This is a genomic window from Deltaproteobacteria bacterium (assembly GCA_019310525.1).
Taxonomy (GTDB): Bacteria; Desulfobacterota; DSM-4660; order Desulfatiglandales; family HGW-15; genus JAFDEE01.
Window position 1 is genome coordinate 1 of record JAFDEE010000067.1, and the last position, 15,063, is coordinate 15,063.

Annotated in this window: 15 protein-coding genes and 2 rRNA genes; 1 reads left to right on the forward strand and 16 read right to left on the reverse strand. The window is 54.8% G+C overall.

Annotated features, from left to right (window positions below; translation table 11 throughout):
- Positions 1-343: 343 nt before the first annotated feature.
- The 4 genes from nrdR to rpiB all read right to left on the reverse strand — a co-directional run bounded on the left by nrdR (position 344) and on the right by rpiB (position 3,035).
- Entirely contained in the window at positions 344-817 is a 474-nt protein-coding gene (nrdR, locus tag JRF57_12210; GenBank protein MBW2304463.1) for a transcriptional repressor NrdR, read from the reverse strand.
- Complete coding sequence (locus JRF57_12215; protein MBW2304464.1) at positions 814-1,260, reverse strand: cytidine/deoxycytidylate deaminase family protein; 447 nt, start codon at positions 1,258-1,260, stop codon at positions 814-816. Before JRF57_12215 ends, nrdR begins: the two co-directional genes overlap by 4 nt.
- A gap of 21 nt (positions 1,261-1,281) precedes the next feature.
- Positions 1,282-2,535: a serine hydroxymethyltransferase gene (locus JRF57_12220; GenBank protein MBW2304465.1), complete on the reverse strand. Its 1,254-nt coding sequence runs from the start codon at positions 2,533-2,535 to the stop codon at positions 1,282-1,284.
- A gap of 68 nt (positions 2,536-2,603) precedes the next feature.
- Positions 2,604-3,035, reverse strand: coding sequence for a ribose 5-phosphate isomerase B (gene rpiB, locus JRF57_12225; GenBank protein ID MBW2304466.1), 432 nt, complete (start codon positions 3,033-3,035; stop codon positions 2,604-2,606).
- A 353-nt stretch (positions 3,036-3,388) separates the two neighbouring features.
- On the opposite strand from rpiB, the gene JRF57_12230 reads away from it, so the two are divergent.
- Entirely contained in the window at positions 3,389-4,609 is a 1,221-nt protein-coding gene (locus JRF57_12230) for an MFS transporter (GenBank protein ID MBW2304467.1), read from the forward strand.
- Between the two features lie 15 nt (positions 4,610-4,624).
- Here JRF57_12230 and JRF57_12235 read toward each other — a convergent pair whose 3' ends face one another.
- The 12 genes from JRF57_12235 to JRF57_12290 form a co-directional block, all read right to left on the reverse strand.
- Positions 4,625-5,950, reverse strand: coding sequence for an MFS transporter (locus tag JRF57_12235; GenBank protein MBW2304468.1), 1,326 nt, complete (start codon positions 5,948-5,950; stop codon positions 4,625-4,627).
- A 60-nt stretch (positions 5,951-6,010) separates the two neighbouring features.
- Entirely contained in the window at positions 6,011-6,628 is a 618-nt protein-coding gene (locus JRF57_12240) for an alpha/beta hydrolase (protein MBW2304469.1), read from the reverse strand.
- A 186-nt stretch (positions 6,629-6,814) separates the two neighbouring features.
- A complete protein-coding gene (locus JRF57_12245; GenBank protein MBW2304470.1) occupies positions 6,815-7,447 on the reverse strand; it encodes an MBL fold metallo-hydrolase in 633 nt (210 codons plus the stop codon).
- A 211-nt stretch (positions 7,448-7,658) separates the two neighbouring features.
- Entirely contained in the window at positions 7,659-7,913 is a 255-nt protein-coding gene (locus JRF57_12250; protein MBW2304471.1) for a zinc ribbon domain-containing protein, read from the reverse strand.
- Positions 7,914-7,948: 35 nt separating this feature from the next.
- A complete protein-coding gene (locus JRF57_12255) occupies positions 7,949-8,368 on the reverse strand; it encodes an iron-sulfur cluster assembly scaffold protein (GenBank protein MBW2304472.1) in 420 nt (139 codons plus the stop codon).
- A 192-nt stretch (positions 8,369-8,560) separates the two neighbouring features.
- Positions 8,561-8,947, reverse strand: a complete 387-nt coding sequence (locus JRF57_12260) for a NifB/NifX family molybdenum-iron cluster-binding protein (protein ID MBW2304473.1) — start codon at positions 8,945-8,947, stop codon at positions 8,561-8,563.
- Positions 8,948-9,033: 86 nt separating this feature from the next.
- Positions 9,034-11,868 carry a hsp70 family protein gene (locus tag JRF57_12265; GenBank protein MBW2304474.1) on the reverse strand — a complete coding sequence of 945 codons (2,835 nt, stop codon included), beginning with the start codon at positions 11,866-11,868 and terminating at the stop codon, positions 9,034-9,036.
- A gap of 71 nt (positions 11,869-11,939) precedes the next feature.
- On the reverse strand, positions 11,940-12,695 hold the full coding sequence (locus tag JRF57_12270; GenBank protein MBW2304475.1) for a DUF2760 domain-containing protein: 756 nt from the start codon (positions 12,693-12,695) through the stop codon (positions 11,940-11,942).
- Between the two features lie 177 nt (positions 12,696-12,872).
- Positions 12,873-13,373 (reverse strand): PaaI family thioesterase, encoded by a 501-nt coding sequence (locus JRF57_12275; GenBank protein MBW2304476.1) that lies wholly within the window; start codon positions 13,371-13,373, stop codon positions 12,873-12,875.
- A 71-nt stretch (positions 13,374-13,444) separates the two neighbouring features.
- Positions 13,445-14,281, reverse strand: coding sequence for a 50S ribosomal protein L11 methyltransferase (locus JRF57_12280; protein MBW2304477.1), 837 nt, complete (start codon positions 14,279-14,281; stop codon positions 13,445-13,447).
- A gap of 214 nt (positions 14,282-14,495) precedes the next feature.
- A 5S ribosomal RNA gene (gene rrf / locus JRF57_12285) occupies positions 14,496-14,612 on the reverse strand.
- Between the two features lie 55 nt (positions 14,613-14,667).
- Positions 14,668-15,063: ribosomal RNA gene (locus JRF57_12290) — 23S ribosomal RNA — on the reverse strand; the annotation flags it as partial.

Below are 15,063 nucleotides of genomic sequence, written 5' to 3' on the forward strand. Positions count from 1 at the left end.
GAAAGATGTTTTTCACTTGACCCCTTGAACCCTCGACCCCTTGGCCCCTAAGCTTACGGCTTCAGCCGATAGTAGTTTAATCCTCGAAATACTTCAATGTATGGATGCCTGTCCTGCTTGGCATCTCAAGCGGGACGGTAAAAATTTTCGTCTTCCTTGACCTTGAACAAAATCGAACGTTTTTCAAAGGTCTCTCTCCCTGAAGGGCCTTGAGCTGAAAAGGCCGTCATGGTGGCAATCCATGAAGGCCTTCATCCCGAGTTCATCCCGCCGTCACGCTGCCGGTGATCGACCTTTCCCCCGGCCTTTCACAAACCAAAGGATTCGTTCCGAAAGTGGTCTCCTAGGGGTTGTTCTGCTCCTTCCTCGCCTTCAGCATCTCTTCAAGCTCATTCATGAATTCGCTGATGTCCCGGAACTGCCGGTATACCGATGCAAACCGGACATAGGCCACCTCGTCCCAGTCCTTGAGACGGTTGATCACCTTTTCTCCTATCTCCTTGCTCTCGATTTCCTTCTTCCCCAACTCCTGGAAATAGAACTCCAATCCGTCCACGAACTCCTCGATCCGCGTGATACTTATGGGCCTCTTCTGGCAGGCCTTTTTCATCCCTTCGATGATCTTTTCCCTGTTGAAGGGTTCACGCCTCCCATCCTTTTTGACGATCAGGGGCAAGACCTCTTCGAGCTTTTCATAGGTGGTAAACCGCCTCCCGCAGGCAAGACATTCCCGCCGCCTTCTAATGGTCCGGCCGTCCTTGCTCAGTCGAGAATCAATGACCTTGTTGTCGATCTTCGTACAATAGGGGCACCTCATAGATTCAACCTCTCAATCTCAATGCCCGCCTCCGCCATCATCTGATCCGCCAGGGGATCGTTGTAACCTTCCTCGAAATAAACCTTCTTAATGCCCGCGTTGATGATCATCTTGGTGCAGATGACACAGGGCTTGTTGGTGCAATAGAGAGTAGCGCCCTGAATGGAGATGCCGTGATAGGCGGCCTGGACTATGACATTCTGCTCGGCATGGAGGCCCCTGCAAAGTTCATGACGGGTGCCCGAGGGGATCGAGGAATCCTCCCGCAGGCAACCCACCTCCTCGCAGTGCCTCAGACCCGAAGGGGCTCCATTGTACCCAGTGGCCAAGATCCTCTTATCCTTCACCAGGATGGCCCCCACACTGCGCCTGATGCAGGTGGATCTCTTCGCCACCATCTTGGTAATGGCCATGAAGTACTCGGGCCAGGACGGTCTGGTCAATGGAACGTCTCCCTTCCCTGCTTATCTAGTGCCCAGATCTTGATATATGGGAAATCCATCACACAGTTCAGCGACTTCGGACCTTACCTCCCGGATCACCATGTCGTCCGCGGGGGTTTCCAAAATCTTGTGGATCAAACCGGCGATTCGGGCCATCTCCGGCTCCTTCATTCCCCGGGTGGTCAAGGCGGGAGTCCCAAGCCGAATGCCGCTGGTCACCCTGGGTCCCCGTTTGTCAAAGGGCACGGTATTCTTGTTGACCGCTATTCCGGCCCGGCCCAGGGCCTCTTCAGCCTCCCGCCCGGTGAGGCCTTTTTGGCTCAGGTCCACCAGTACGATGTGGTTGTCGGTACCCCCGGTCACCAACGAGTACCCGAGATCCTTTAAGCGCTCCCCCAAGGCCCGGGCGTTCAACACCACTTGTCGCTGGTATTCCTTGAATTCCCGGGTTTGGGCCTCCCCGAAGGCCACAGCTTTGGCGGCGATGACATGCATGAGGGGGCCGCCCTGGATCCCGGGAAATACCCCCTTATCCAAGGTCTCGCCATGTTGCTCCTGGGACAGGATAAAGCCTCCCCGGGGGCCCCTGAGGGTCTTGTGGGTGGTGGAGGTGACAAAATCGGCCAGGCCTACAGGGGAGGGATGGAGTTGAGCGGCCACCAAACCCGCAATATGAGCCATGTCCACCATGAGGTAGGCCCCTACCTCCCGGGCGATTTCTTTGAAGCGAGTAAAATCGATGATACGAGGATAGGCGCTCGCACCCGCTATGATCATCCGCGGGCTGTGTTCCAGGGCGAGATTCCGAACACGGTCATAGTCGATAGTGCCCGTCTCGGGATGGAGCCCGTATGATACGGCCCGGAAAAGTTTTCCTGAAAAACTTACCGGACTCCCGTGGGTCAGATGCCCTCCGTGGCTCAGATCCATGCCCAGGATGGTATCGCCCGGTTTCAGGAACGACAGGTAAACGGCCATGTTGGCCTGGGACCCTGAATGGGGCTGCACGTTGGCATACTCTGCACCGTAAAGCTCCCGGACCCGGTTGATGGCCAAATCTTCCACGATGTCGACGTATTCACAACCCCCGTAGTATCTCCTCTTGGGATACCCCTCGGCGTACTTGTTGGTCATGACGCTGGCCTGGGCCTCGATCACCGCCCTGGAAGCGTAATTCTCGGAGGCGATCAAGACCAGATTGTCTTTCTCACGGTCAAGCTCCGCCTGAATCGCCCGGGCCACTTCCGGGTCTGCCTCTCTCAATATTGTTCCGATCAAGCCACTGCTCCTTGTCCAATCTATCCGCCTGCCTGGATGTAAGGCGGAAAGGCCGCTAAAGTGTTTCAAACCTCGATCTGGTCGATCCTTCTCTTATGGCGCCCACCTTCGAACCTGGTCTTCAGGAAAAGATCCAACATCTCCAGTGCAAGGCCGGGGCCGGTAACCCGGCCGCCCATCACCAGGATATTGGCATCGTTGTGCTGCCGGCACAGGCGGGCCGTGTATAGATCATGGCACAGGGCGGCGCGTACGCCTTTGTACCGGTTCGCAGTGATGGACATACCGATTCCCGTCCCACAGATCAGGAGACCCCTTTCAAATTCCCCCCTCGACACCCCTTGGGCCACTCCGTGGGCGATGGCAGGATAATCCGAGGAATCGTTGCTGAACACGCCGATATCCTTCAGTTCGTACTCTCCCTTCTCCTCCAGAAAATGCCTGCAGACCTCCTTGAGATCAAATCCGCCATGATCCGATCCGATGATTATTCTCATTACCTCCCACCTGTCATTCATGCCCTGAGAGATATCCCGGCACCCCGAACCAGCGCACGCATCCCGGCCCAAAACGATCAAACGGGAGAGCATAAGCCGCACCCCTGAGGGCCTTTACTTCCGGGCTCCGATATTCACCGGGGACTATAATAAATGGGCCTGTGGGTGTCAAACGATATGTGTGTGCGGATTGAACAGGGTTGTGCCGGGAAATCCACTTGGACCCTCCCTTTCCCTGCGGCCGCCTGCGGGGTGGAAGCGAGGTTTTCCTTGACTTCAAATCTTACGGCGATATAACGTTTCTCTCTTTCTCCTCCAGGAGGAAACAACCCAGAAGAAATAAAAACATTCCAATGAAGACAAAGCTTGAAGCCAGCGGCAAAGTCATTTTTGCTCTGACCCTCATCCACTTTTCAGGGGATTTCTTTAGTTCCTTTGTAACGCCCCTCTTGCCCACCCTCGCCCATACCTTCTCTCTCAGTCTGACCCAGGTGGGACTTCTCACAGGAATCAACCGCTTCATGGCCTTTTTGGTTCAACCCTCCGTCGGATACCTCGCCGACAACTACCACACCAGGATTTTTGTACTGGGCGGCCCCTTGATGGCCATCTGTTTCATCCCCCTGATCGGCATCGCGCCGGGGTTTTTCACCTTGATTCTCTTTGTGGCTCTAGGATCGATCGGCTCCTCCATGTTTCATCCCGTCTGCGCCGGAATGGTCTCCACATACGCGGGCCGTCACTTCGGGTTCTCCATGTCTATTTTTAATATGGGCGGCACCCTTGCTTTTGCTGTCGGGCCCCTGTTTATCACCACCTTCGTTCGAAATTACGGCCTCCGTGCTCTCCCCCTGACCATGGTCATCGGACTTGCCATCATGGCGTTGCTGGTGCGCATCGTGCCGACCCCCCAGAGTGAAGGACTCTCAGAACGGGGTTTCATGGGATCATTGAGGGAGGCCTTTGGGAGCGCCTGGAGATATGTGCTCCTGCTCTGGGCCATCATGGTTCTGCGCTCCTATGTAGGCCAGTCCTTTATGACGTTTGTCCCTATCCTGTATACCAAACATGGATATTCCCTCGTGTCCGTGGGGGCCATTGTATCCCTGTTCACCCTTGCCGGGGCCCTCAGCGGACTCCTGGCAGGGCACCTCTCGGACCGTGTGGGATACCGACCCATCTTCCTGGTGGCCCACTTCTTGACCACCCCGTGCCTGTTGCTGTTCCTCCACCCCGCTGGAACCGGCGTCTACTTCGCGGCATTCCTCTCGGGATTCATGGCCCTGGCCACCCTTCCCTTGGGCGTGGCCATGGCCCAGGAACTGGCACCGAAAGGGAAATCCATGGTCTCCAGCCTGATGATGGGGCTCGCCTTTGGAACAGGAGGAATGATGGCCCCCTTGACGGGAAAACTGGCTGACATTTATTCCATTCAGGCAGTCCTCGGAATCCTGGCCTTCATTCCTTTGGCAAGTATCGCCCTTATTCTACTGCTTCCGGGAAGGATCGGCGGGGAAGGGAATGGGGTCGAGACTGGTGGGGCTTCAACAGAGCAGGGAATCGATGGCGGCTGAGAAAACCGTTCCGCTTCAAGAGAAGTGTCTTTCAGGCCCTGGGGCCTTCTTTACGAAATGAAGCAGGATACCTCCAGCAATAAAAAAGACAATGATGGATGCCAGGCTCCACCGTGAAGCGGTACGGCCGATAGCTTCGATCTGTGCGGGAGTCGGAGCTGAAGGCATGAGGATCGCTTTCACCTTGAGACCTATCAGCCCCATGAGGGCCGGCCCCATTATAGCGGAGAACTTGCCCAGCATATTGTAAAACCCGTAAAACTCCGCCCATTGCCCCTTGGGAATCAGCCTGGCGTGATAGGAGCGACTGAGGGCCTGGATACCCCCTTGCACCAGGCCGATCATGACCGCAAGGATATAGAACTCCTCCTGCCTTTCCATGAATACACCCCAACAGGTGATCAAGGCGTAGAAGCCGATGGCCAGGTAGATCGCCTTTCGCACATCCCATTTCTGCCCTAGTTTTCCAAAGACAAGGGTTGCCGGAAACCCTACGAACTGGACGATCAAAAGGGCCGTTATCAAAACCTTTGAATCGAAACCGATGGAAAGGCCGTAGTCTACGGCCATCCGCACAATGGTGTCCACCCCGTCGATGTAGCACCAGTAGGCCAGGAGAAACATCATCACGGGTTTCAAGTGTCTTACCTTCCTGAAGGTGGCGGCTAGCTGACTGAATCCTTGGTAAACCGCCTCCTTCAAGGAAGGAACCTGCTCTCTTTCCGGTGTTTCCTGCACCCAGAGCAGGATAAACACCGTGAATACTCCCCACCAGAGGGCCACCGTCAAAAAGGCCCATTTGACCGCTTCGGAACTGTCACTGAATCCGAATTTTTCCGGCATCAGGCACATGAACACGTTCAAGAGAAAAAGCAGGCCTCCTCCCAGGTACCCCATGGAATATCCCAGACCGGAAACATAATCGATATTGCTTTCAGTGGAGACCATGGGAAGCAGAGAGTCATAGAATACGTTAGCGCCTGAAAACCCGACTGTTCCCATCACATAGATAAAAACGGCGGGGGCCCATGCACCTTTTTCCAGGAAGAACAGTGAAGCCGTCATCAGGACTCCCATGTAAGCAAATGAGGCCAGGAACTTCTTTCTCCTGGAACCTTTGTCCGCTATAGCTCCCAGGACAGGTGAGATGAGAGCGACCACAAGGCTGGCCATCGAATTTCCGAAACCAAGCAGGGCCGTACTCGTATTAACGTCGGTTCCCGCACTACAATATTCCTTGAAGAAGATAGGGAAAAAGCCTGCCATGACGGTGGTGACATAAGCCGAGTTGGCCCAGTCGTAAAGCACCCATCCCCAGACTGCCTTCTTCTCCACTCTCATCATGATCGACCCACGTTTGAATCCAAATTTTGCATAAACAATCCAGGACCCCGGTAGACACTAATCGGCCCGCTCAAGAAATTCGCGAATGATCGATTGGATTCGATCCGTTTTTCCCCCGTAAAAATGGTCTGCTCCCTCGATTACCTTGAAAACGGCATCCGGATTCCATACCTTTACCATCTCCTGGATGGTCGTCGGATCCCCGATGTCATCCCGGCTGCCGGCAATCACCAGTTTGATCTTCGGATGAAAAGTCAAGAAACCCATGTCCATGGCGCTGACCGGGGGTGAAACCATGATCAAGCGGCTCGCCTCTTCAAAGTCGTCCAGGCCCCTGGCGCACACCCAGGCCCCGAAGGAATATCCGCCCAGATCGATCTCCTTCTTACCCCGATCCCACAGGAATCCCAGAGCGGCCTTGACGTCCTTTGTCTCGGCGATTCCCTCTCCGTAAGAGCCCCCACTCCCTCCCACGCCCCGGAAATTGAAACGAAGCGTGGTATATCCTTTCTCCGCGTAAGCACGAATGACGGCCTCGACCACTTGGTTGTGCATCTCCCCCCCATAAAGGGAATGGGGGTGACACATGATGAGGGCCCTTTCTCCGGGCCGCTCCTCCAAGAGGCCTTCAAGCTTGAAATCCTCACAATCCAGGTACACTGTTTCTTCCGCCATGAATGCTCCTCTTTCAGGGAAAAGGTGCCAGAATCACAAGGCGAGACCTTTGAAAAATGTTCAATTTTGTTCAAGGTCGCGGAAGATTGCGCAAAAGAGGGCGTTTTTCAAAGGTCTCAAGGCAGGGATGCGCAAGCAAACCCCGACCTTCCGGCAGTCGGGATCTTCTCTCTCCCGCCCGTCCCATCACATCAGCCACGGGTTCGTGGCGATCTCATCCCCTATGGTGGACGAAGGTTTAGGCCCGTAGTCATGCCCGGGCCATACGACGGTCTCTTTTGGAAGAGTCAAAAGCCTTTCTCGGATGGATTTCATGAACTGAGAGGTAGAAGCGCCGGGGAGGTCTGTCCGCCCGATTCCCCCCACGAACAGGGTGTCGCCCGTAAAAAGCTGTCCGTCTGCCAATAGGCAAATCCCCCCGGGGCTGTGCCCTGGAGTATGAATCACCTTGAGGGAGACATCGCCGATAAGGATCTCGTCTCCGTCTTCCACGAACCGATCAGCCGACGGAGAGGGGGTAAACCCCCAGGCCCGCGCCATCTGTTGTCCCTCCGGAGAGTTGAAAAGTTCATCATCCAGCCGATGCATGATGATCTCCGCACCGGTAAGGGACTTCAGGGACGCGTTTCCACAGGTATGGTCCCCGTGGCCGTGGGTATTCACGATATACTTCAAAGTCAGATCCCTGGCCTTGATTTCATTAAAAATCCTCTCCTCATCTCCTCCCGGGTCGATCACAAGGGCTTCCCTGGTTCTTTCACATGAAATCAAGTAACAGAAAACCGCCATGAACCCGACTCTCAATTGCTCCATTTTCATGGAACCATTCTCCTTTTTTCCCATTATAGACAAACGGAATTCGTTTCTCGCAATCCCTGCGCCCTTAGCCCATCTCCAGGGGTGAATTCGAGAAAAAAACCCCTCGCGCTCCCCTTTCACCGGGGGTTCCGTTTTGAAACCGGGATTCTTCCGAATGTCTTGTTTCCTTTCTAAAAAAGGGAGACTTCGACGCGTTTTTTTCAGAAAGCTCCTAAGACGGAACCTTTCCACAGCAGCTCCCGGGACCGGCACAACCCGCCTCTGAAGGTGAAGAGCCACAGCAGGCCGTATCTCCCGGTCCGGGGAACGAATTCCTCGCTGATCCGGACAGGGTGGAATGGGCGGAGAGCAGTCTCTTGAGATTCGTACTTCCACACTCTTTGCAACGAGGGACATCGTTTGAACCCGTGATGAGAATCTCGCTGACGATCCCGCAATCGGCACACAAATAATCAAAAAGGGGCATATTTCTATCTCCTTTTCCAGGTGACGTTCACACGATCACCGGCTTTCCCCTGAAAAGTCCTTGATGGCCCTTTCCAGAGTCTTCACAGCAAGGCGGATACAATGCTGCTTCTGGTCCGGGATCTCCCCCAGCTTTCTGAAGACATCTCGATCCTTGACCCTGAGAGCCTCTTCCAGGGTCTTGCCCCGAACCAGATCCGCCAGGGCCATGGCGGCCGATACGGCCCCGGGACATCCCAGGACCTGATACTTGGCATCCTGAATATGTCCTCCCTCGATCTTGAGAAAACACTTCATGGTGTCTCCGCAAGGGCCGGTCAGTTCCGTGACCTGGTCCGCATCAGAGATCTGTCCCATGTTCGGTTTTGACAAGAAATAATCAATCGCTTCCTCGGCGTAACCGGAATCCGAGAGCATGGTTCGAATACTGGTTGGATCAGCGTGTTCAGTTTCCATGTTTTTTTCCATCTCCTAAACTCCCAACAATCATCTCCTGCCGCGGCCCGGTTCAGGTCCCTTTCCCCGGTCCATTGTAAAGTCCGTTCCCGCCCGGGTATCGATGGCAGATCCCGGGTTCGGACGGGTCATGGAGCCGGATCTGGCCGGAACATTTTTTCATTATTCATGCTGTTCGGGCAGCGGTGTGGACTATTTGTGATGATGACAACCTCCCTCGTTCCCATGGCCCGCACAGGTCATGTTCGATAGAAACTCAGGGAGCTTGCCTGTCTGGATCATCTCCAGGTTGGTCCTGACATCCCCTTCAACGGCCCGGTAAACCTTAATGCCCTCCGCTTGGAGCCTCCTTAGAGCCCCGCCCCCGATACCGCCCACCACGACGGCATCAACAGGGATTTCGCCCAGGGCCTTTAAGGGCTGGCATTGCCCGTGGGGATGGTGGGAATCCCTGTTTTCCACGGTTTCGATTCCATCCCTCTCGGAATCGAAGATAACAAAGCAGGGGGCGGACCCAAAATGACCGTAAACAGGACTTTCAAGCCCCTTATCACTAACAACTGGAAAGGCGATTCGCAATTCATCTCCCTCCCTTCCGTTTTTTCCCTCCAGAAATCGCTATCCGAAACCAAATCAAAAAAATTTAATGCCAGCCGCTCAATGTGTCAAGACTGAGGTGCCCTGGGTGCCGATTCTCCGCCTTCCTGTTCACGGCCAAGCAGCACGATACCCAAGGGCAAGTCTTCCCCGAAGGCCGCGCTCTCCTCCCGGGCATCCCTGGGTTGGACCTCTTCAATGGCCCGGACTTTCGCGGGATCCCAACCAATGTTATTGAGCCATGCGCCGATACGCTCCCTAAGAGACGGCTCCAGGTCTCTCCTGCGATCCCCTGTACACCGTGCCAACCGAATCAACGCCGCGGCCACCGGCCTCGGGTTCCGCCACTCCTTGGAGAGGATTTCTTCGATCCAACCGGATACCTCCCCGGCAGGGACCACGCGATCCAAGGGGCCGTAAAGGGGATCCCTGGCACCCAGCCTGGAAAGGGCCCACCAGTACTGAGGTCTGCTTCCCTTGGGGTGAAGCTCTTCCAGGAGTATTTTCCCATACTTAGCTTTCTCGGCCGGCGGGATTCGTTCAAGATTGGCCAGGGCCATCCAGCACTCCAGGTACTCCTGGGGGGAGAGTTTCTTCCCCTTTCCTTTCCGAGGCCTCAGGCGGGAGGATATTTCAAGAAAAAGACGCTGCTGCTGGTTGGTGTTGAGCCCGGCACATACCCTCCGCCAGAACACCCACCATTCACAACGGACCTGGACGGCCCGGCCATGGACAGGTCCTTCATGGTATAACTTCCATACCTTCTTTATACGATGCTCATCCAAGGCATCCCCGAAACCAGGCCTCAGGCAGAACCCTGCCAGGTTCAGCCACCTTCCTTCATGGTCCGGTGAGATCTTTCTTGCAGGGGATCTATCTATGAGTTCATCCGCTGCGCGCCGCACGAAGGAGATAGGCCATTTTTCCTTCGCGCGGTCCAGGAGTTCGACCAGTTCGGGAACGAGTCTACCGGGCGGCCCGGCATCCGCTCCCCTGGAAAAGACCTCCCTGATCTTGGAAAGGGCTCTTTCAACCAGCGCCTCCTCGAAGACCTGCTGCTCGGGAAGCGGGGGAGATGATTCGCCCTTACGCAACTGAAACTGCAACCGCCACCCATGCTCCGTCCGCGTAGAGCGGCACCATATGGCAAGGGTACCCACCTCCGTGAAGTTGGCCTCGATCGAGACCGGCAACTCCGTCCTTTTCCCCTTCTTGCCAAAACGTATAACTGTTCGCAGGGGAGGAAGGCGGGTCAAGGATTCATCCACAGGGATGAGATCTCCGGCCCGATCCCCGGTCCTGTAACTGGAACTGTAAAGGTCGAAGGTCACCGGCTGGTTGGCGCGAACGAGAAAACTTCTTTCCGGGAGCCGAATGATCCGGCCCTCCTCCATCCCCCTTTCCACGAGACACAGGGCCATCTTGGAGGCAGAGGAGCCAGCCTCTGGGTCCTCTGCCCGCCCGACCCCGAGGAAATAGGCCCTGGGGCTTCCGCTGCTCACTTTCACTCCCAGACCACGCCTCACAAGGCCGTAATAAGAAGCCCCCAAGGCCACGGCAAGGTCCAGGTCCGGGTTTTCCAACACTCCCGGCCTGTTATCATCTCCCTTTCCGAACCGGATGCACAATGCTTTTTGGATCCTTTCCCGGATTCCTGCCGGTTTCAAGGTTCCGCCGTTGAAAAGGATCAGGTCGGGTAGCGGACTGTTTCGGCCCAGCTTCTTCTCTATGTCCTCCCCGTGCCGCTCCAGGAATCGGACCATTTGCCTGGTAATCGCAGGGTCCTGTGCGTAGGGAAGGCCAAGGTCGGAGATTCCTTCTCCCGCTTCTTCTTCCAAGTCTTCACCCGGTTCGACAAGGGGGAAGAATCTCTCCAAGACAATCTCCTCGACCTCCCGGCGGTCCAGCTCGGCATACACTGTATCGGCGATGAGACGCCTGCCTTGGCCCACCAATGTGATCCTGCGCGAGGGGACACCTTCACCCAGGATCTCTTCCTTGGCTTTTCGGCATTGGTGGCATAATTCCTTCCAGACCGAGAGTTTCAATGTGCGCTGTCGATCCCCGTGAAGCCGGGCCTCCACGTGCCGGGCCAGGGCCAGGTCCATATTGTCACCACCAAGAATCAGATGGTCCCCGACCGCTATCCTCTCAAAGGCTGGATGATCATCTGAATCCTTCAGGGCGATCAGAGTGAAATCCGTCGTGCCGCCCCCCACATCGCAAACGAGCACCAGTTCACCGGGTCGGATATGGCTGTCCCAATCTTCCTCATGGCTATGGAGCCAGGTATAAAACGCAGCCAGAGGTTCTTCCAGGAGAGTGACATTCCGGAGTCCGGCCATGTCCGATGCCTGGATCGTAAGGTCACGAGCCACCTCGTCAAAGGAAGCGGGAACGGTTATCACTACCGTTTGGTTCTCCAAAAACTCCTCTTCGGGTCTACCCCCGGCATGGTTCCAAGCTTCTCGGAGATGGCGCAGGTAGGCGGCGGTAGCTTCCACAGGAGAGACGCGCGGCAGGTTTTCCTCCGCTCCCCAGGGCAAAATCGGCGCATTGCGATCAACCCGGCCATGACATAACCAGCTCTTGGCCGAAGAAACCATTCGCATTGGGACCCTCGCACCCTGCTCCCTTGCGAAGACCCCCACAAATCCCCGTTGATCCCACTTCCAGGGAAGGGTGATTCCTTCCCTGGGGAGATCGTGCTCACCCGGCAGATAGAGGAACGAGGGCAGCAGATTCAGGCGGGAGACCTCTCCCGGTGCGCTGATCTGGGGAATTTTAAAGATCTCAATAGCGGGCTTCGACTGATCCACCAAAGAGAGGTCTACATAGGACAGGGCGGAATTGGTCGTTCCCAGATCAATCCCGATTATATATCTGGATTCAGGCATGCTCATGGCCCTTCTTTTCAATTATGCTGAATTCAAGTTTGAACCGTTGCCAGGATCGGATCGCGGCGCACCAAGTCTCAAGGTTTCTCGCTTCCGCGGGTGACTTCCACCTCGGCGGGAGCGATGATGTCGGGATCACCTTCCCCTGAAAGGACAGGGAGATTCAGCTCGCCCGCACGCCAGCCGCGATGCTGGAGGGTGCCTACAAAGGGTGGAGAACCCGAAACGTTGCCCGTCACCTTGATCTTTCCAGGGTCGAAACCTTCAGGAACAGTCACTTCCTGCCCCTCTTCCCTGTCAAGAATAGGTCGGGGATTCACGTACCGGTTAAGGGCCTTTTTACATTTCTCTTGGATCGTCCGAACGGCGGCCCCGATCTGCTGGTCATCGTAAGCCTGAAGATCTTCCTCCAGGAAATCCACCAAACGACCATCACGCTGTAACAAGGCCAAGAGATGAAGCTCATGCCGCCTGGTATCGATATCCTTCGATCTCCTTCCACCGGGCACGGAATCCGGGGGAATTTCCATTTTCATTTGCTCCCCGTCACCATGGAGGACGGACCTTAAGGATAATCTTAGGGAGAGGCCTAAAAAAAGCGCTGCGGCGATGAACATGGCACCCATAATCCGGTAATATATTTTCCCAAGGTGAGCGACAAAGGTCATGACCGGCTCAATCGATCTGGCCTCAGCCGCTCCAAAGGCTTCCAGACTCTTCCTGATCGCACCCATTTCCCAGTAGCCTAAGAGTGCCAATCCCACAAAGAGCAAGGCAAGCCAAACTATTACCCAGAACCATATCCTCCGGTTTAACCACTTTTCGTTATCCATTCCCTTCTGTTTTCACCTCCATAAAAAATTCCCACCCTTCACCGGGTCATTCTGTCCTTACCAGGGGGCATCTGGCATCCAACCCTGCATGAAGGGGATCTCCATCTCACCCATGCATGTCCAATCGGGGGGCATCTTTGAAATTGCGGGAGCCGACACCACCGGTTCGACAATTGTTCAAAAGGAAGGCAATCTTTCGAAGAGGGAATTCATGTCCTCCTTTAGGCCCTCTGGCACCATGGAAAGTCTCTCTTCTGGAAGCTGGACGAATTCACCTTTTGCGCGGGTAAGCACCGCTCCCTCATGATCGGCCACCTCGGCTTCAACCCTGATTTTCGGGGGCCTCGAACTGTCCACGAGCCAGCCACTTACCGTCAATGGAGCCCCGATCATCACCGGTTTGATGTACTTCACCTCCATCCTGCGTGTCACGAAAAAGACCCGTTTGAATACGATTATCGTCCAGGACATCACTTCGTCCAAGATCGTGGACAGGATGCCGCCGTGGGCCATGTTTTCCCAACCCTCATAACGGCGATCCAGGGTGATATCCGTACAGACTTTTTCGCCGCAACGATAAAACTGAAGATTCAATCCGATTGGATTCGCCGTTCCACAGGCAAAACACCCATGGCCTTCAGGTTTTGGTATGGGTACCCGTACAATCCTTTCATCCATTTCGCTGCTATCTCTCTTTCCATCCACCTTAAGGGCGGGTGATTTTCTGGGCCTCCTCCCTTTATGAAAGATCAGATCCTCCGAATCAAGAAGGTATACCAGATCATTTCGTGGTCCCATCTCTTTTGAACTTTCAAGTCGGATTCGGCCAATTTCCTCTCCAGTCTCCGTGCCTGGGTCCGCATGAGTCCTGAAAAAATGAACCACCGGGTATCCTGGAAGAAAGCCTTTCTGACCAATCCCTCCAGCACTTCGTAGTGGATGTTGGCGAGGACGAGATCCGCATCCGTATCGACCAATTCCTCCGCTTTTCCTCTCTGCACCTGGACAACGCTCCTGAGGCCATTCAAGGAAACGTTCTTCATGGCCGTTTTCACACAAAGGGGATTCAAGTCCACCGCGAGTACACGACCCGCTCCCAGTTTGGCCGCTGCTAGGGAAAGGATACCCGTCCCGGTCCCGAGATCGATCACCCGATTAAACCTTTCAACCCTCCTGAGATATACCAAGGCGCGGATGCAGTCCCTTGTCGTGGGATGCAAACCGTTTCCAAAAACCACCCCGGGATCCAATATAATCTCCATTTCATCCCGCAGGGATCGGTCTTCTTTTTCCCAGGGAGGAACAATCCTAAATCCCGCAACCCTTTGGGGCCAGACATCTCCCCCCTGCCATTCACTGTAAGGGAAATGGAACTCATCAATAATCTCCAGGCCCTGCTTTTCCCTCAGATCCGCAGCGATCCGCTCACGGCATGGAACGGTGAAAAACAGAAAGGACCAACCATCCTCCACCCAATTTCCAAGATATTTGTCCCCGAATTGGTCCCCTAGGCTTTCATCGACCCGCCCTTCAACCAGGTAGATATAAAGATCCCCGTATGGACTCATCAAGCGACCTTTATCCATGCTTGATTCTTTTTTTTCCATTACCAGAAGTTAGTACCTGAATCTTGCAAGCATCAAGTTTGCCTGAAAATGCAAAACATCGACCGCGCAGCTATACTTTGCCATTACAAGCGGTCGATAACGAAGCGGATTCGTAAAATCGACGCCTTACAAAAGTACAGGTTGATTAATATAAAAAAAGCCTCCCTGATTGAGGGAGGCTTTTTTAAAAAATTCCCGGCGGCGACCTACTCTCCCACGCGGTCCCCCGCGCAGTACCATCGGCGCTGAAGACCTTAACTTCCGTGTTCGGGATGGGAACGGGTGTTTCCTCTTCGCTATTGCCACCGAGAAAATTAAACTTGAAATACAGGGAACATCAACAAAGGCGATGATAGACAAGTTGAATGGCCAAGCCTCACGACCGATTAGTACCGGTTAGCTAAATGCGTTGCCGCACTTACACACCCGGCCTATCAACCTTGTAATCTACAAGGGGTCTTCAGTTTCCGTGTCGCCACGGAAAAGGGATACCTAATCTTGAGGTTGGCTTCCCGCTTAGATGCTTTCAGCGGTTATCCATTCCGAACATAGCTACCCAGCTGTGCCGCTGGCGCGACAACTGGTACACCAGAGGTTCGTCCATCCCGGTCCTCTCGTACTAGGGAAAGATCCTCTCAAGTATCCTACGCCCGCGAAAGATAGGGACCGAACTGTCTCACGACGTTCTAAACCCAGCTCACGTACCGCTTTAATTGGCGAACAGCCAAACCCTTGGGACCTGCTCCAGCCCCAGGATGCGA